The sequence below is a fragment of the Acetobacter vaccinii genome (assembly GCF_008365315.1).
GTDB lineage: Bacteria > Pseudomonadota > Alphaproteobacteria > Acetobacterales > Acetobacteraceae > Acetobacter > Acetobacter vaccinii.
The window spans coordinates 2,390,131-2,407,836 of record NZ_CP043506.1; the positions used below are offsets into that span (position 1 = coordinate 2,390,131).

Consider the following 17,706-nt stretch of genomic DNA (forward strand, 5'->3'; position numbering starts at 1 on the left):
AAGATCCTTAGATCAATCGCCTTTCCTGGCCACCCAGACAGAAGGAGCAACGTGAATGTCGGAAAGAATTCGGAAAATCGTCGCAAAGGATCGTGTCGCAGTCATCACCGGTGCAGCAAAAGGCATTGGTGCTGCTCTCGCCTGAGAATTTGCGGCCCGCGGTATGCGTCTGGCGCTTCTTGATCAGGACGGAGACGCATTGGGGGCGTTGGCGTCCGCGCTACCCGTTGACGTACTGACTGTCGTAGGCGACGTGACCGATAATACGGTGCTTCTGCGCCTGCGTGACGAGACGTTAACCCGCTTTGGGGACGTTGGATTACTGGTGAATAATGTTGGTGTGCTAAGCAAAGCCGGTCCATGGGCTTCACCCGATGAATGGGACCGGACTCTGAACGTCAATTTTCGCGCCGTCCTCAGTACACAACATTTATTTGCGCCGTATATGATCGCCGCAAATCGTCCATCGGCCGTGGTGAATCTTGGCTCCAAGGAAGGGATCACTACGCCGCCTGGCCACGCCGCCTATTCTGTCGCCAAGGCGGCAGTAAAGGTGCTCACGGAGCAGTTGGCCCATCAACTTCTGGTCTCCACAGGAGGGACTGTTTCGGCCCATCTTCTGGTGCCAGGTTTATACATGGACCCCCATGAATTTCCACGACAAGGACGGGCCTCATGACCGTAAACCGGAGGCCGCATGGGCAGCGGAACAGGTGGTAGATTATTTTCTGCAGCGGCTATTCAGGGAGGACTTCTACATCTTGTGTCCGGACAACGAAGTCACATCCGAAATGGGATATGCGCCGCATCCAGTGGTCGGCCGACGACATGATTCACAACCGTCCCGCACTCTCACGTTGGCATCCGGCTTGGGCGCAAAAATTTACGCAATGGATGAGGAAAGCGTGAGCTTTCGGATGATCAGTTCCGGGCATCGCGGGCTCTGAGCTTGACCCGCTTGCAGATTGGTTCTCTGGTCTGATCGCCTTGCAATTCGAGGCCGTGCACGCCTCAACTAAAGTGTCTGCTATTAAGAATGGTAGACACAGACCTTATATGACAGATATGAGAGCGGAAGCGGGTATAGCTCTGGATGCATAAGCTTTACGCTTTATGAGGGGTGGGGGCATTTATTTCAGTAAGAGGTCATGCGTGTGCCGAAAAAAGTTCATTAAAACAGCCTATTAATCCCGATTTGCTCTCAACTTGCGGTTGCCGTAAGCTGAGAAGCAATCCTGCCCCCGCAACCACTTGCAGTTTCTGAAACCCCGCTAAGTCAACGGCTTAGCGGGGTTTTGCTATGCGTAAATTGAGGCCCTCTTCTGGGGAACTGTTTAATTACAGAGACTTAGGGGGGTAAGTTCAAAGCGGGGGTATCATACCGCGCAACCACTTGCGATTATCCGCATTGACGTGAACTGCTGTTACAATCAGGCTCAGAAGCGAATGTAATTTTAGCTTCTGGATTGATGACGGACCTTATTCGAGACCTTATCCTTCGCTGGAGGGACGATCCCGCAGGTACTGACGTGCCCCCTTTTTTGTATTCACTCAAAAGGAGAGTTCCCGTTTTTTATGGCTTTGGGTTGATGGGATGACAAGTGTCTCGGGGGCATGCCCCCGAGACACTTGTCTGGCGACCTGATCCGGTGTCCTGCCATCAAGCTGGGAATGGGGGCGCACTGTATTATAGTCTTCCCGCCAGTCAGCCAGAACCTGTCGGGCATGGCTGAGGGACGTGAACAGCGTCTCGTTGAGGCATTCATCTCTCAACCGGCCGTTGAAACTTTCGACAAAGCCGTTCTGTTGCGGTTTCCCGGGGGCGATATAGTGCCATTCAACCTTCATCTCATCCGCCCATTTCAGGATGGCATGGGATGTGAACTCCGTACCGTTGTCGCTGACAATCATGAGGGGTTTGCCATATCGTTCTACCAGGGCCGTCAGTTCCCGCGCCACCCGTCCACCTGATAATGACGTGTCGGCAACCAATGCCAGGTTCTTGCGGCTGAAATCGTCGATAACAGCCAGAATGCGGAACCGGCGGCCACAGATCAGGGCATCCGAGACAAAATCCAGGCTCCAGCGCTGCCCGGGTTCCTGAGGGATGGTCATGGGAGAACGCGTCCCCAGTGCCCTCTTGCGGCCACCCCGATGGCGGACTTTCAGCCCTTCCTCTTGGTAAAGGCGGAACAGCTTCTTGTGATCGGGGCTGAATCCTTCCCGCGCCAGAAGATAACCCAGGCGGCGATAGCCAAAGCGGCGTCGTTGGTCCGCCAGTTCCCGTAGGCGCTGGCGCAGGGCAGCATCGTCCGCTCCGGTAGAAACATACCGCGCGACACGCCTGGCAACACCAACAAGCGCACAGGCTCGGCGTTCACTCAGGGCTAGAGCTTCCTGAATGTGTCGGACCGCCTGCCGTTTCGCGACAGGCGTTACCACTTTTTTCCAACAATGTCCTTCAGCGCCGCATTATCCAGCATGGCATCCGCCAGTAGACGTTTCAGGCGGCTGTTTTCATCTTCCAGCGCCTTCAGTCGTTTGGCCTCGGATACCTCAAGGCCACCATAACGGGTCTTCCATTTGTAGAAGGTCGCGTCACTGATCCCGTGTTTACGGCAAAGATCAGAGACCTTCAGCCCGGACTCCTGTTCCTTCAGGATACCTATGATCTGCTCTTCCGTAAAACGACTGCGCTTCATCCGTCCGTATCCTTCTCGATCGGACTCTACTTTTAAATGGTTACATTTCCGGGGAGCAGGTCAATAAAAAAAACCTGTCCTCTCTCAAGGTCTGATTACTGCTTATCGTACTGCCCGAAAATCCGCGGTCATCTCTGTTTGCAGGGATGGGCCTCTGGCAATAATCTGCATGTCCATCGCCGGGTCTGGCGGCGTTAGAGTGCGTAGAGCCTCTAATCCTTGATGGAATAGCCTTATAGTTACGGATGATCCACTGGGTGAGCGCCAGAGTTCAAAGGCCAGAGTTGTGTCGGGTGCAGTGGGGTCGGGCTGGTCGGTAAAGGACCAATCCAATCCGTAGAGTGTGGCCAACACATCCAGATTGGTGTCATGCCCAGAGAGAACTAGCAGTTTAGTCTGCTCTGTAACCACGGGCAGGGCGGGACTGGGTTTGCCTGCCAAAACATCCTGCACGACCGATGCCATGGTAGCCCCTTTGTGAGCCGCCAGCGTTGGAAGACGGCGGATCAGCCAGCTTTCCTGCGTATGGAGGGGGAAAACCTGTTTAATCAGGGCTGCCGGGTTTTGCTGTTCAAAAGGCTCAGCATGCACAGGCATGCCTTGAATGTATTCCAGAAGTAGATTTTCTGCCGCTGTTCCTCCTGTTGCAATACCCCCTTCCAGATGGGGTTTATCCTTTTTCCATACGAGCATAGCTGTATTGGTGCTAAGGCAATGTGGCTTGTCTATAGAGCAGGCTGTGGGTGCTAAAACAGCCTGCAACATGTTCATGCTATTGGCGACAGAGGAGGGGATAGAGCTGAGCCTTTGGTTGAACTCACGCGTAATGGCGTTCTGCTCCTGTATACTCAGGGGTGTGGTCGGACCAGCAAAAATGGGGTCTTCCTGTTCAGCCTCAAGTGAGAGGGACTGCAGTTTGCAGGAGGGGGCCAGATGTTTGGCCCATATATCTCCACTCTCACGCGTACGGTGGTCCTTGGCATCGGCCCATATGGTTATGCTTCCCGGTGTCGGGCAGTCTGCAGCGGGGAGCAGACCCGCCTGAACGTAGTGCTGGCGCACCATGTCAACCATCAGTGCCAGTGCCTGTTTACCGTGTTCCGTTAGCTCTCCTGGGGCGACAGGCCACTGAGCCCACACATGACCAGTCTGGTTTTGCAGCACTTGTGGAGCCTTGGTTGGGCTGCGTATGCCGTGGCGGGCAACCAGAACGACCCGTTCCAGAACGGCCTCTTGCTGTGTAGCTGGGGTTGGAGGGGCGGCAAGGGCCGGTGTGCTGGCAAGCAGTGCACATAACAGGGCGAGATGTCTCATGGAATGGTCACCGCAAGGTTGAAGAACACGCTACGTCCAGGGTTGCGCCAGTAAAGAGGGGCATCACCATAGCTCTGATTGCCCGCAAAATTGCTGATAGCCTGGTTATTGAACAGATTGCCAATTTTAAGGCTGGGTGTAATTTCGCGGAAGATGCTACCCGCGTTGCGGATGCGCCAGCCCATAGCTAGGTCGGCAGTGACATTGCCGCTAATTTTATACTGGTTGGCAAATTGAGTGTTGCCCGCGGCATTGGTAGTGCTGTCCAGACCCCAGTGTTCGCCTACATATTTGCCAATAATGGAAAAATAAGCCCCGCGTTCGTTCTCGTAGAGCAGGCCAAAAGAGGCTAGCATGTTGGGGCTGGAGGCAACGCTCACATCGGTGTTTTTGTATTTGGCACTGTTTACACTATAATTTCCGTAAACAGACAGACCATAGCCGATAACATATTGTGCTTCCAACTCGATCCCTTTGTAGATGGCGCCACCACTGTTAACATAGGTTGAGGTGGTGCCATAACCGGGAACAGAAATCTGTGCTGCTGCAATGTAGTTTGAAAAATCAATGTAGTAGGCATCAGCCGCTACCATCCATTTTTTATCCCGGTAAACAGAACCGATCTGATAGTTCATGGTTGTTTCGGGCTTTACATTACCAACATCTCCAACCTGAAAGACAGAGATGGGGGGGGCCAGAAAACCACGGGCAATCTGCCCATAAACGCTCCACTGATTGATAATACGTTGGTTTATGGCAATGGATGGCTGCCAGGATGTAAAGGTTTGTGTAGCCTGCAGCGGTTGTTTGGTAGATTTGTTCAGCGCTGCATCGTAATCCCGGTGGAAGTAGGAGTATTTGATGCCGGGTTTGATGGTCATACCCGGAAGGGGGTGTATATCCAGTTCCAGATAAGGCTGAAGTGTAGTGTTAGTATCTGAAATATTGTAGCTGTACGGGCTCCCTGTTTTGCCAGGGACAGGGATGGACCCCTTGGAAAGGTCTACAGCATAACTGATGCGCCTGTCTTTCTGCACATCGGCCCAAATACCAAGCTGCACGTCCACATAGTGTGTTTTTGCAGTCAGGTTCAGGGTGTCACCATAATTGCGAAAGTGAGCATCAGCATATTTACCGGGAATATCCGATTTATACGTTGCTACTTTTTTGCCTGCAGCGTTGTAAAAGGTCACGCCATTGGCATCGAGCGAGCGTTGGCTGGAATCTGTTGATTCCGTATATTCATGCTCAAACCCTGTCGTATAAACTGAGTTTTTTAGGCTCAGCCAGTCGTTCAATCGGGTTTTGAGAGCAATATAGCTAAAGTCAGATGTATAGGTGCTGGGGTTGTAGCCATAATAGCACTGTCTGGTTGGGTCTTTGCATAGGCCGTAGTTGTTGCCGTATTTGGCATAATCTTCCAGTGTTGCCCCTTGAGTAGTGTACTGCCATTCCTTGTTGTAGGTCGTCTGGATCGTCAGGCTTGTTTCATCCGCGAGTTTGATTTCATCCTTGAAGAGAATGTTACTCCGTCTTTCATAAGAGTTGGTCAGGTAGCCATCTGTTTCTTCATGCTGCATATCCAGAACGGCTTTGCCAAAGCGGGTTTTGCCACTATCCAGTTCCAGCCCACCTGCACGGGTGTTGAAACTTCCATATGTGCCATAAAGCTGGGCCCCAGCTTTGCTCGGTGGTGTTTTGGAACGGAAACCTACTGTACCGCCAAAGGTTGCATTGCCAATGGTTGAGGCTGTGCCAGGGCCACGGTCAATCTGTGCCTCCCCCAGAAAGTGTGAGATGAATAAAGATGATGTTGTGTGGTGTAGGTCGGAGGCATCGCCAAATGGGATGCCATCATATGTCATGTTGTACTGTCCATCCTGAAAGCCACGCAGGCTCATGGTTTCGGCTTTGCCCATGCCCGGACCATTGGGATTTTGGGTCCATATGCTGGGTTGGAACTTGATAATATCGTCCACACTGGCCAGTGGAATAATGTTGTTATTAATAAAATTGCTTTGGATGCGCGATGTAGGTTCCGTAATATCCAACGGCACGACTGCGGGGGACAGGCGCATGGCCCGGCCAAGAACAGTAATGTGCTCTTCTGTATTCTGTTCTTTTTTTGTGTTGGCGCTATGCGCTCTGACTTTGGTGGGGGCTGAACTGGATTTGCGGACGATCAGCATGTTTTTTTGGTGTGCATCAACATCCAGGCCCGTGCCCTGCAACAGGTGAGTCAGGGCTGCATCGGGCTCCATAGTTCCATAAACCGGGGTGGTGATGGCTTTGGCGGCCAAGGAGCTATCTAGTGCAACCTGCTGTCCGGACTGACGACTAAAGGTTACAACGGCCTGATCAAGAGGTCCGGCCGGAATGGCAAAATGAACCGGAGCTGCCAAAGCGTAGGAAGAAGAAAGAACGGATACGCTGCACATACACAGCGCAAGAGAGGAAACATGGGTAGAAAAAAATCGCACGGTAGTCGCCCTGCTTGTGACGGAACATACCGTTAAGAGTCGAAACTGCTTCCTTTTCCGTCATTTTTATTTGTTACACAAATAAGACAGATACGGTTAATGCAGAAAAAGTGTTTGTGGGGATTGTGTTAATTTAGCACCCAGAATGGTTTGTGCCGCTATGGCAAAAACTTCCGGCTGGTTCAGGTTAAAAACGCCTGTTAGTTTGCGGTTTGCAAGCTCAGGTGAGACATGCATCTGCTTTTGGTTGTAGCGGTTGAATGTGCTGGCAATGCTGGTAATGCTCTCGTCACGGGCTTCTAGGCGGCCAATGCTCCATGCGTTCTGAGCTTCCATTTCCTCAGGCAATAAACTGCGCACTTCGGGGGGAAGGTCCCCGGTCAGGCTAATCTGTGCACCAGCGCTTAAAGTCCACCACTCATCTGAGTGGTGTTTGCGCAGTCGCACGGTGCCCGATATGCTTGTGGCTGTAACCTGTGTTGGGGAGCAGGATAAAAGCAGGCGGCCCTGTGGGGCAAAAATAAGGTTGCCTGCTTTGACAATCATACCTGTGCGCCCCAGCACGCAGCAGCGCCCCTCTACAAGGCGGCTGCTCTGCAAACCCATTTTGAGTTTGGAGTAGCAATCCAGGGTAATGGTGCCAAAAGCTGTGTGTAAAGGAGCCGAAACAGCATTGGATGTTGCATAAAGGCTATTGGCCTTGCCCTGCTGTTTGGGAATGGCAAGCAGCAGGACAGATGCGGCTGCGGCCACAAAAAAGCGGCGGCGGGGTAGGGCAGGGAAAGGCGTGGGGTGGGTCATTGGGTGTGCCGCAGGACCATGCACGACTGCCACTCTGCCACTTGCCTGCCAGATAGCCTTTGCACGCAGGAAAGCTCCCTTGTGTCGTCTATCCTGATCAAGCCAGTGTTGCAGTGCCTGCTGTTCGCTTGCGGAAAGGGGGCCTTTGTCTAATCTGGCCGTCCATCCTGCTGCCGCCTCTTCAAGGTTGGCGCTTGCGAGAGTGGGCGAGACGCGGGCGTCTCTCCTCATCAACTATCATCTCCCTCTCTGATTCCGAATATTCTTTGGACAGAAAAATAAGCGCGCGGGCAAGCTGTTTTTCTACTATGTTTTCAGAAATGTTTAATTGCGTGGCGCATTCTCGCTGGCTCAGCCCACGCGCTCTGCGCAGAATGAAAATATCTCTACAACGGGCTGGTAGTTTCGCGATGGCTTTTTCCAAAAAGCGCATTTCCTGGCGGGCATGAACAACCTGCTCGGCTGACGGCATGGCGTCTGGCACGGTATCGGCCTGTATGAGGGCAAGGCTGGTAACTGGCACCACGCGGGCGCGCCGGTAATGCTGCATCACCAGATTGCGGCAGATAGACATAAAATACGCCTGTGGGTTGGTAATGCCCGGCCAGTCGGCCTCTGCTATGGTTACATAGGCTTCGTGGATAATGTCATCTGTATCAATATCCTCATAGCGGCGGAGCCTGGAGCGGATATGGTTTTCGTGCGGGAGAATATGAGTGGCCAGCCAGATGCTGCACTGGTCTGCATTGTTGAACAATCGAACCCTCTGCCCGCCAGTGTGGTTGATTGGCAGGCATGTAGCAAGTGCATGAGTTGAGTGGTGTGACAGTTACATGACAAAGGACTTGGTTGTCGTTGATCCTCTCGGTTGGTGCGTTGTTGTCGCTGTTACTAATTGTCCTGACCTATGCGTTGATATCAGTCAGTGCCAGATGTTCGGTGTATTAGGTTCAGGACTCATTCTTTAAGATAGAAGATGAAGCTTGCCGCGATATGGACTGCGGACATGAAAGTTTGAATGTCGCGATCGTATCTGTTTGCAACACGTCGCCAGTCTTTCACTTTGCGAACATTTTTTCGATCAGATGGCGCTTTTTGTACAAATCCAAATTGTAGAATGGCTTTGATTTCCGGTTTTTTCGGGAGAATACAGGCACTGATATTACGTTCTCCAAGTGATAACCTGATCCGGTTGCTGTCATAGCCTCTGCCCCCGATAACTTCTCCTGTCCGTCAGGGTGATCTGCCAGCAGCACGTCTGCCCTTTGAAGTCACTGATCTGACCTGCTATCAGATGCAGGCGAACAGGTCTCCCCTGACCATCGTATACAGCGTGGAGTTTTGAGCAGGGATGCTGATGTCCGGTGTGCTTTGAGATATGTCGCATCAATCTTCAGGCGGATCGAACGGCCAGCCTACTCTGTCAAGCTGACGTAGTACTCATGAACCAGAGGAAAAAACGGCTCTATCCGCTCCATCTGGCTCTCATACAGAAAAAACACTCACTCACAGTTCCACTTTCCATCGGTAAGCCTGTGAATCACAACCGTTCGCTCAGTTCAATAAATCAATAGGTCCGGAGCCTAACCAATTGGCCTACAAAACCGATCATTTCAGGAAACTCTACGCGGAATATGTTGTTATAGTGGTTGCGTCCTTTTGAATTGAAGATGAGAATTCGCAATGCATTGAGAGGGTTTCTGTATAGAAATAAATATTAATTTCTCCGCTATGAAGTTTCGAATAATAAATCCAGGAATAAAATCATGAAAATCAAGTCGCTTCTTAATATGGTATTGCCTGCTGTTTTCCTTTTTCCTTCAATTGGACAGGCTTGTTCAAGCTTGGCGATCACAGATAAAAGTGGCCATGTTTTCCATGGGCGCACGTTGGAATTCCCAGAAGACTTACCTTCTTGGCTGACCTACTATCCTGCCCAGACAGCATTCCAAAAAAAGTCACCTAATGGTGGTGCTGGTGCACATTATCAGGCGCTCTATCCTATTCTGGCGATTACAACGTCAGTTTATCAGGATGGCGATGATCATAACATGCTTGAGGGCATGAACGGTGCGGGCCTGTCTTTCAGCGCCAACATGGTGCCTGAAGCCACACTCACTCCCCTAGCCGCATCCGATTACCATGACTCTATCCCAGTAACATCATTAGGAGAGTGGGCACTCGCCAATTTTGCAACGGTAGATGATGTCAGAAAAGCCGTGAATAAAGGGCATTTTTGGTCTCCCGTTCTGGCTAAATTGGGGGGAGTAAAATCACCCTTTCATTTTGCGTTTTACGACAAAAAAGGAGGAAGTATTGTCGTAGAAGCGCGTGATGGAAAATTTCACGTTTATGACAATCCCACAAAGGTCATGACAAACGGTCCAGACTTTCCGTGGCATCTCCAAAACATGAATAACTACACGCAATTGACCAATAAAGACAGATCGTCCGCTATTTTGGGAGGTATGAAAGTTGTTCAGCCCGATAGTGGCATTGCGGCTTCCGACTTGCCATCGTCAGATACGTCTGTCGGGCGTTTTGTTCGTGGCGTTTACTACACCAGCTACGCCCCCCTGGCTCAGTCGACGGGAGATGCAATCAATATTCTTGCACACATCATGAATCGCTTTGATCGTATGAAGAATATTACCACCGATACACTAGGGGGCGAGACCCAGAAGGAATCAGGAAAAACTGTTACTGAATATACTGTCTGGACAGCACTCTCCGATCTTAGTGATGGCGTTATGTTCGTCCGAGGATATACAGATATCAGCTACAAGAAATTTTCACTCCAGGATTTCAATAATACTACAAAGCCCGTCTTTGAAAAAATTAATAACCGGGATCTGGCAGCGCCTTATTAAGCGTTAATCTGATTTATGGTATGGAATGGCGCGTTTCGAAGCTGGAATTAATTGAAACGCGTCCGCTCCAAGAATAGTTTTTGGGTGTGTAGGCTGCATTGTGAGTGAATGCTGGCTTAAATTTTGATGGAACCCAAAGCTTGATGGCCGCGAGGTTGAGAAAGGCGAGTAACGGTAGCCTTGTCGTAGCGTATGCCGAGACGCCGAAATTGCTTTAGCGTGTTGAACATCCGTTCGATATGGTTGTGATCCCTGTAACAACGTAAATCACAGGAAATACCCTCTGTACTGCTCGAATACAGCAGGATTCCTGGAAACATTTCAAAAAAGTAGGCTCTCCCGTATCCTGTCACTCTCACACTCCTTGTCAGCCAGCAGCCGGCGCAGTGTCGCAACCGGCAGGGCCATCAGATCACCATGCAATTCACCGGTCTCGTTGCTCTGATGTCCACATCCTGAGTTTGAAACACGCATAAACCCGGTTGAAAAACCATCACATCGAATTTCCAAACGGGCGCTTACGAGGCATTCGGTGAGAATGAGGCGCCGTAACTTGAGAAAGGGTGGAAAAGCTATTGATTAAAGAGGTTATACTCTGATTTTGGTAACTGATATTTCACGGGATTGGTCATCGCATCAGGTCGTCAGCGAAGCGTCGTAGAAGCACCTGCAACTGATCAAGGTCAGCATCTGTCCAGTCGACAAGAATACGGTTCGCCAGTCTTTCGCGGGCAGCATTCAGCATGTTGACCATTTCTAGTCCCTTGCCAGTCACGGTTGCTTCGCGAACACGCTTGTCAGTTGCGGAAGGGTGACGCTCGATCAGGCCAAGTTCTTCTAGCTTGCTCATTTGCCGGCTGATCGTGGTGTGGTCACGACCGGTCCGGTCGGCCAGATCAACGACACCGATAGGGCCATAGCGCCAGACACGTGCCAGAAGTGGAAAAAGAGCTCGATCTAGTGGAATCCCTGCTTCTTCGATCAGCCGATCATCACGGCGAGGCCGGTTGATTTCATCAACTAGATCAATCATCGCGGCATGCAGTCCGCGTAGGATCTCGGGGTCGTGTGCATTATTCACGTTTATCGTTGCCTTGGGAGCCAACCTCAGATACGTGAATATTACACATTGATTCGCGGAGTAGCCAGTGTCTTTTGATACAGACGTCCTGATCGTGGGTAGCGGAGCCGCAGGCCTGACACTTGCAATCGACCTTGCCCGTCGTGGGGTTTCGTTTTGCCTGATCGAGCAGAATGCGCAGCCGTTCAGCGGGTCGCGCGGCAAGGGCATCCAGCCACGGACACTGGAGATTTTCGAGGATCTCGGTTTCGTCAACCGCGTAGCAGCAGCAGGCGGACCCTATCCGCCGCTTTGCCAGTATCGTCCGGATGGAACTCATACGGTGTCGCTTCTGACGGAAACAGAAGCATTCCCAACTCCAGCCGAACCTTATGCCGCACCGCTGATGCTGCCGCAGTTCGCAACCGAAGCTGTCATGCGGGAGCGGCTTGCCGAGCTCGGTCATCACCCTTGCTTTAGCGCACGGCTGGCCAGCTTTGAGCAGGACTTCCATGGTGTAACGGCGCAAATTGAACAGGAAACAGGCGAGCATGTTATCCGTGCCCGCTTCCTCGTCGGCACCGACGGCGGTCGTAGCTTCGTGCGTCATGCCTTGGCTATCGATTTTCCAGGAGAAACACTGGGCGTGCGCGCGATCGTTGCCGATGTTCGGCTGGAGGGTCTTGAGCGGTTCGATTGGCACCACTTCCAACTTGGCTCACCCGAGACACAGGTGATGATCTGCCCGCTGGCTGGCACGGAGCTGTTCCAGATTCAAGCGCCCGTAGCGCTGGAAGGAGAGGTCGACCTGTCTCCGGCTGGATTGACCGAGCTCATCCGAAACCGGACCCGCCGAGGAAACATCACTGTCCACTCGGTATCCTGGTCCTCGGTCTATACGATGAACGCACGTCTGGCCGATCACTACCGGGTCGGGCGTGTCTTCATCGCGGGGGACGCCGCGCATGTTCACCCGCCAACTGGCGGCCAGGGTCTCAATACCAGCGTTCAGGATGTCTATAATCTCGGTTGGAAGCTGGCAGCCGTGCTCGCAGGGGCGCCCGAAGCGCTGCTCGACAGCTACGAGGCGGAGCGCCGACCGATCGCATTGAATATGCTGCGTCTCTCGACGAGGCTGCTCGGTGAGGCAAAGCAAGGTACCATGCGACGTGACCGCGAAGCGCGACAGCTTGACCTGGGTTATCGCGGCTCACCGTTAAGCATGCCCGGTCTGGTGGGTGGAAAAGTGCAAGCTGGCGATCGCGCTCCTGATGCGCCCTGCCGAGGACAGGCGGGACAGCGGACACGGCTGTTCATGCTTTTTCAGGGAGCGCACTGGACTTTGCTTGGCTATGAGGTGCGGGATCGGCCGTCGGCTATTATCGGTGTTCGTATCGTCATCGTGGGTGCCGAGCATGAACTCGTCGACGATGACGGTCATATCGCGGAAGCGTACGGGATCGAAGCAGGTCAATGGGTGCTCGTACGTCCGGATGGCTACATAGCCGGGATATTTCCCTCTGACGGACTGGAGCCGCAGCTTTCGCGCTACCTTGCCCATACGCTGCCGTCTCATTTGCCCAACACCCATGAAGGACCATGATCGCGTGCTGCCTGACCTTGCTGGACTGTGCACCATTGCTGGGATTACATTGCGGTTCATGCAACAAAAGGTCAAAAAATCCGATATATATTCTATGACGATACATACACTTGAGAACGTAATGAAGCCTGCTTCCTCACCAAACGCGCATTTGATATTGGGCAGGGGTTCACTCGGTTCATTCATTTCATGAGACCCTGAGATATATCTTAAAAAGATATGACGCCCATCAGTGTTCTTAAAAAGGGGCCCCAGGTGCGCCTGATTGGTCGCACCAAAGGTAACATCATGTAAACTTACGATGCCGTAAGCGACCGTAATACGTCATAATACCGACAGGTTCCGTGACGCAAATAATAGAACCATGAGCAATCTTATAACTTCTTGAAATGGAGAACTGGATTGCAGTTTACAATTTTGAAACATTGTCATGGAACATACTCAAAATGAAAATGATTTCATTTGAGAGTGATAATTTCCAGAATTGGACATTAAAAAGCGCCGCGAAATGTGAACAAAAACTTCCTGGGGTTCCCAAGTGTATTGACCGCACCACCGACGGAACTAAAATAATACTGATCAAACATATTTGTGATATTTGCACCTAGAGATATTTTTGGTGTGAACGCATATGAGATGCGGGCATCGGCAATAGCATAGCCTGGTGCGTGAATATATACTGTTGAGCAGCAGTAATAGTAAGTCTTTGTCTGCGCATAAATCGACGCACCTACAGTCCAATGTTTCAAACGCCCAGGAAGAATATAATCCGTGGATAGCTTAAAAAGATGCTTTGGTGTGATGCCAACAGAATAATCATTACTGGAATTACTTTTGCCGCGCTGCAAATCATCATATGTGTATCCAACGAGCATCGTCCAGCCCGGAGCAAGCTGACCATGGGCTTGTATCTCGACACCCTGACTCTGGACTTTGCCAGAAGACAGATAGAAGCTGGTGTGTTGAGGGTCCTGAACTGCGTTATTTGTCTCGGTTGTACGGAACAGCGCTATTGAAGCAGTCAGGCGCCCATCAAAATGCTCGCTTTTCAGACCAACTTCATATTGTTCACCTTCGATCGGACGAATGAGATCACCAGATACGGTATAATCACCACTCTGTGGCTTATAGATCGAGGTATAGCTTGCGTAGGCGGAAATATTCTTGCTGATATCATAGATCACACCTGCAAATGGTGAGAATTTTGGACCCAATCGAGCGTTTGAGTTGCTGCTCCCCCAATAGTTAAGATTTGGGTCATCTGGAACTGTCTGGCGTGAATGCCACCAAGTCGCACGTCCGCCGCCTAGCAGAGTCAATCGTTTCGTAATGCTGAGCCGCAGATTGCCATAAAGACCGACCTGCTGAGTGTTGATGGTGCCTATGGAATGTGGGCCGTTATCAAATGTGGAAAGCGGAGCAAAAATTGAATTGTCATATATATTGACGTTTGAGACATCACAATACTCGTCATACCCTCCATTCATATTGCAAAGAGGTTCATCGTAGTACGTGTGTTGGTTCATATAGTTCGCTCCGACCGTGATCCGATGCTTTCTACCCAACAAAGAAAACGGTCCAGACAGATAGAAATCAAGCGCATGTTGTTTTTCGTTCTGATTGTATTTATAATTATAGGCCTCACCTGTATTTGTGGATTGATCGTCAATCAGATTTACAATGCCATTTAAATAATCAGTCTTTATATCATAGTGATTATAAGACAATTTTGCGATCCAGCCGTTTTTGAATGCCTGGGATAACTCCAGAAACTCCCCCAATCGTTTGTTACGGTAATGATTCCACGGCGCCCCCATGTAAGCAGAACGGGAAAAATGGGGAAATGAATAATCCGATGAAACATAAGGCACACCATACATCAGGCGTCCATCAGTGTCCGTGTAGCTAACTCCGGCACGTGCGGTCAGGCCGGGTGCCAGGTCGGCCTCAAGGGTACTATAAAACTGCTGGTCATGCTGCCAGGTTGTATCCTGCATTTCATGCTGATATTGCTCAAAACCGACGGCCCGAAAACGGATTGTGCCAGATTTGTTCAAGGGTGATCCGACATCCAGTAATCCCCGTACATTGTCATAGGTTCCGGCTGAGAGAAGGCCGGAAAGCTGGAAATTGTCGGGAGCGCGTTTACGGACCAGATTGATGACACCGCCATCACCGCCGAAACCGTTGAATAACCCAGCTGGCCCGCGAAGAATTTCTACACGATCGTACATAGCAAGACTGTCCGGCGCGAGACCCACACCACCTGCAGGAATGACTGTCGGCACACCATCCAACTGAATGGCAGTCAGTGGGAAACCTCTTGCGGAATACATAGTGTCATTTGGATTAACCACAGCAACCGTCATTCCTGGCGTGGCCTGGATCACGTCATCGACGGTCAGCATATTGCGGGTTTGGATTTCATCCTGCGTGATGACAGTTACCGATTGCGGAATTTCTCGGAGGCTCACGGCGTCCTTGGAGCCTATGGTCGTTGGTGGATTCAGACGGCGTGCCACAGAATCGCTGATTGGGCCGCGCAGATTGCCACCAAGCTCCGGGGACAGATGACCTAACACGCGAATGGGGCCAAGTGTGATGGCGGAGGAGGCTTTACGCACAATCACAGTATTGCCGCTTATCCGGGCAGCAAGACCCGTATCCGTGAGGAGAGAAGTCAATGCTACGTCAGTTGTCATGGTGCCACTTACACCGGGTGAGCGAACGTTTCGCGTGAGTTCCCCTGCGGCGATGGTTTGGAGATGAGTAATGCGGGAGAAGGCAGCCAACGCTCCATCCATGGACTGTGCGGGGATCGCAAATGAAAAGCTCTTTGTTTCTGATGCTGAACCAGAGCGTGGAACGGCCGAACTTTGAGTCTCCTGTGCGTTTGCGACAACGGAGATGAGTCCCGAAGCACAGCACAGCGCGGTTGTCAGGAGCAGTCGCACGACACTGTTTCTTGCGTGTGTCTTATAAATTCCGCGTCCGTTCGATGTCTGGTACACCTGCATTGCCTTTCGCCATCCTACCGCATGATGCTCAACAAGTGATGTTCACTCGCAATTGCATCTCTTATTCGTAGAGACGACGAGATTCGACGGTTTCGGAAAATACGCTTCATTTTTTTAAAAAAATGAGGGTGCGTGGGGAGCAATCTATCAATCGTTATATTTTAATGAGGTCTGCCCCTCTGGGGATCAATACAGCACCGTCACCCATGGTGTCAGATGCAAACCGCGCAATCCCAGAGCCTCCTGAAGCGCAGGTAACGTCTTGCTCCCCGTTCCCACCATAAACGTGCCGGAGATAGGGCGGTCGCGACCGCTGAATGCCGCCAGCACAAGGTGGCTTCCCTCGTAGCGGTTAAGTTCAGCAATAACTTCCCGTAGGGGGCGCTGTTGGAAAACGAGGGTTCCCGTGCGCCAAGAGGCGATGGTCGAAGGATCGACCTCCTGCGCTCCGCCCAACCCTCTGGGACCATAAGTAACACCCTGACCGATGTTCAGGCGAAGATGATCGGGCGGTAACGTCGAGGAGGACCCGACGGAAACATCAACGATCCCCTCCTGCACTGCGACGGTCGTGGTTTGATCCAGATGGCGCACGTCGAAGCGGGTCCCGACATCGGTTATCCGCCCATTGCCTGATAACACACGGAATGGATGTTGGGCGTCATGGTGGACCGCGAACCATGCTTCTCCATGCAACAGGGTTACGCCACGCCCGTCGCTTTCAGGCAGCAGCTTAAGTGCCGTGTCGGTGTCGAGGATGACTGTCGTGCCATCAGCCAAGGCAATGGTTCTCCGTTCGCCGTGTCCTGTCAGGTAGTCCGCACGAAAACGATCCATCCATGATGATGGCATCTGAACAAAGACCATCAGTGCAATGGCAGCCATCCCAATGGCGAGAACACTCTGGCGCAGGCGACGGGCGCGACGGAGCGACGGAACGGTTGCTTGAACGGGCGGTCGTGCCAGCGTCATCCTGATATCGGCGGCAAAGGTCTGAACCTCCTCCCATGCAGCCTCATGATCCGGGCTTTGAGCGCACCATTCGCAGAAGGCGCGTCGATCCGCCTCGGTTACGCTGTCACCATGCAGGCGATGATACCATTCATTGGCCTGATCAAAGAGATCACCTGAAAAGTGGTCATTATTATTCCGCATATCTACCTGTCAGACCGGCAGCGCGGCCGGATACCGCCTGCTTTACCTGGGAAGCGCCATGAAACTCAAGGGTGAGTGCTTACCCATAGCCTCAACTTACGTCATGAGGCTGGCCTCATTCGCGCTCGCGAGCGTAGCGGCGGCAGGCCTTCATGCCATCTCGAAGGTGATATTCGACTGCCTTGAGGTCCATACCCCGTTCGTCGGCGATCTGACGATAGCTCCGCCCATCCAGATGGAAGCGGACAAAAATCTCACGGGTGACAAGGGGAAGAGCAGCGACCGCCTCGTTCAGGATTGCCTGACGGTCAGTTTCCGCCTGCTTCGTTTCGGCATTAGGTGTCGATGAAGGGTGATCGGGATCAAGCTCACCGCCATCGCGTCCCCACTCGCGGAAGGTACGACGATTGTAGTCGATCGTGATGTTGGCCGCGGCCTTGAAGAGAAGATGTGCCGGTTTTTCAACGGCTTCGGGGGCAGACAACCGGACGAGCCTGAGGAATGCATCCTGCACCACGTCGCCGACTTGTTCAGGATCGGTGCATCTCTTCCTAGCCAGCGCCTCCAGCTTGCGACGCTCGTTTAGAAAGAGATCAGAGAGGGTTTTGCTCCAGGACATTCGATAACATAACTCACTCGGGCTGACGTAATGTCTTGACGGTCCCCTCCACCGGAACGCGGTAGAGGGTCAAATTACGCAGTGT

General features: G+C 51.9%; 12 protein-coding genes and 1 pseudogene. 3 read left to right on the forward strand and 10 right to left on the reverse strand.

What is annotated here, in order from left to right:
- The first annotated feature begins 163 nt into the window (after positions 1-163).
- Entirely contained in the window at positions 164-679 is a 516-nt protein-coding gene (locus tag FLP30_RS14255) for an SDR family oxidoreductase (RefSeq protein WP_246856503.1), read from the forward strand.
- A gap of 872 nt (positions 680-1,551) precedes the next feature.
- Here FLP30_RS14255 and FLP30_RS10770 read toward each other — a convergent pair.
- The 6 genes and pseudogenes from FLP30_RS10770 to FLP30_RS10790 all read right to left on the reverse strand — a co-directional run bounded on the left by FLP30_RS10770 (position 1,552) and on the right by FLP30_RS10790 (position 8,054).
- Positions 1,552-2,702 (reverse strand): IS3 family transposase gene (locus tag FLP30_RS10770; RefSeq protein WP_149279812.1). Its coding sequence is split into 2 segments (ribosomal slippage): positions 1,552-2,444 and positions 2,444-2,702, totalling 1,152 coding nucleotides; the frame shifts between segments, so codons are not numbered across the junction.
- 102 nt (positions 2,703-2,804) lie between these two features.
- Complete coding sequence (locus FLP30_RS10775) at positions 2,805-4,016, reverse strand: histidine-type phosphatase (RefSeq protein WP_149279813.1); 1,212 nt, start codon at positions 4,014-4,016, stop codon at positions 2,805-2,807.
- Positions 4,013-6,205, reverse strand: coding sequence for a TonB-dependent receptor (locus FLP30_RS10780; RefSeq protein WP_149279814.1), 2,193 nt, complete (start codon positions 6,203-6,205; stop codon positions 4,013-4,015). The genes FLP30_RS10775 and FLP30_RS10780 overlap by 4 nt, the downstream gene beginning before the upstream one ends.
- A 387-nt stretch (positions 6,206-6,592) precedes the next feature.
- A complete protein-coding gene (locus FLP30_RS10785) occupies positions 6,593-7,297 on the reverse strand; it encodes a FecR family protein (RefSeq protein WP_246856504.1) in 705 nt (234 codons plus the stop codon).
- A 114-nt stretch (positions 7,298-7,411) separates the two neighbouring features.
- Positions 7,412-7,528, reverse strand: a pseudogene (locus FLP30_RS14385) (hypothetical protein); the annotation flags it as partial.
- Entirely contained in the window at positions 7,479-8,054 is a 576-nt protein-coding gene (locus FLP30_RS10790) for an RNA polymerase sigma factor (RefSeq protein ID WP_168200092.1), read from the reverse strand. The gene FLP30_RS10790 and the pseudogene FLP30_RS14385, both read right to left, overlap by 50 nt.
- Positions 8,055-9,063: 1,009 nt before the next feature.
- Here FLP30_RS10790 and FLP30_RS10795 point away from each other — a divergent pair.
- Positions 9,064-10,167 carry a linear amide C-N hydrolase gene (locus FLP30_RS10795; protein ID WP_149279817.1) on the forward strand — a complete coding sequence of 368 codons (1,104 nt, stop codon included), beginning with the start codon at positions 9,064-9,066 and terminating at the stop codon, positions 10,165-10,167.
- 628 nt (positions 10,168-10,795) lie between these two features.
- Here the strand turns inward: FLP30_RS10795 and FLP30_RS10800 are convergent.
- Positions 10,796-11,248 (reverse strand): MarR family winged helix-turn-helix transcriptional regulator, encoded by a 453-nt coding sequence (locus FLP30_RS10800; protein WP_149279818.1) that lies wholly within the window; start codon positions 11,246-11,248, stop codon positions 10,796-10,798.
- Between the two features lie 67 nt (positions 11,249-11,315).
- Here FLP30_RS10800 and FLP30_RS10805 point away from each other — a divergent pair, with 67 nt between their 5' ends.
- Positions 11,316-12,830, forward strand: coding sequence for an FAD-dependent oxidoreductase (locus FLP30_RS10805; RefSeq protein WP_149279819.1), 1,515 nt, complete (start codon positions 11,316-11,318; stop codon positions 12,828-12,830).
- A 491-nt stretch (positions 12,831-13,321) separates the two neighbouring features.
- Here the strand turns inward: FLP30_RS10805 and FLP30_RS10810 are convergent, their stop codons facing one another.
- The 3 genes from FLP30_RS10810 to FLP30_RS10820 all read right to left on the reverse strand — a co-directional run bounded on the left by FLP30_RS10810 (position 13,322) and on the right by FLP30_RS10820 (position 17,621).
- Positions 13,322-15,784, reverse strand: a complete 2,463-nt coding sequence (locus tag FLP30_RS10810) for a TonB-dependent siderophore receptor (RefSeq protein ID WP_168200093.1) — start codon at positions 15,782-15,784, stop codon at positions 13,322-13,324.
- Positions 15,785-16,033: 249 nt separating this feature from the next.
- Positions 16,034-17,002, reverse strand: coding sequence for a FecR family protein (locus FLP30_RS10815; protein WP_149279821.1), 969 nt, complete (start codon positions 17,000-17,002; stop codon positions 16,034-16,036).
- 115 nt (positions 17,003-17,117) lie between these two features.
- Positions 17,118-17,621, reverse strand: a complete 504-nt coding sequence (locus FLP30_RS10820) for an RNA polymerase sigma factor (protein WP_149279822.1) — start codon at positions 17,619-17,621, stop codon at positions 17,118-17,120.
- Positions 17,622-17,706 lie beyond the last annotated feature (85 nt).

Coding starts and splice junctions, on each gene's coding strand:
- FLP30_RS10795 (WP_149279817.1), top strand. CDS start 9,064: ATGAAAATCAAGTCGCTTCTTAATATGGTATTGCCTGCTGTTTTCCTT.
- FLP30_RS10775 (WP_149279813.1), bottom strand. CDS start 4,016: ATGAGACATCTCGCCCTGTTATGTGCACTGCTTGCCAGCACACCGGCC.
- FLP30_RS10815 (WP_149279821.1), bottom strand. CDS start 17,002: ATGCGGAATAATAATGACCACTTTTCAGGTGATCTCTTTGATCAGGCC.
- FLP30_RS10785 (WP_246856504.1), bottom strand. CDS start 7,297: ATGACCCACCCCACGCCTTTCCCTGCCCTACCCCGCCGCCGCTTTTTT.
- FLP30_RS10780 (WP_149279814.1), bottom strand. CDS start 6,205: ATGCTGATCGTCCGCAAATCCAGTTCAGCCCCCACCAAAGTCAGAGCG.
- FLP30_RS14255 (WP_246856503.1), top strand. CDS start 164: ATGCGTCTGGCGCTTCTTGATCAGGACGGAGACGCATTGGGGGCGTTG.
- FLP30_RS10820 (WP_149279822.1), bottom strand. CDS start 17,621: ATGTCCTGGAGCAAAACCCTCTCTGATCTCTTTCTAAACGAGCGTCGC.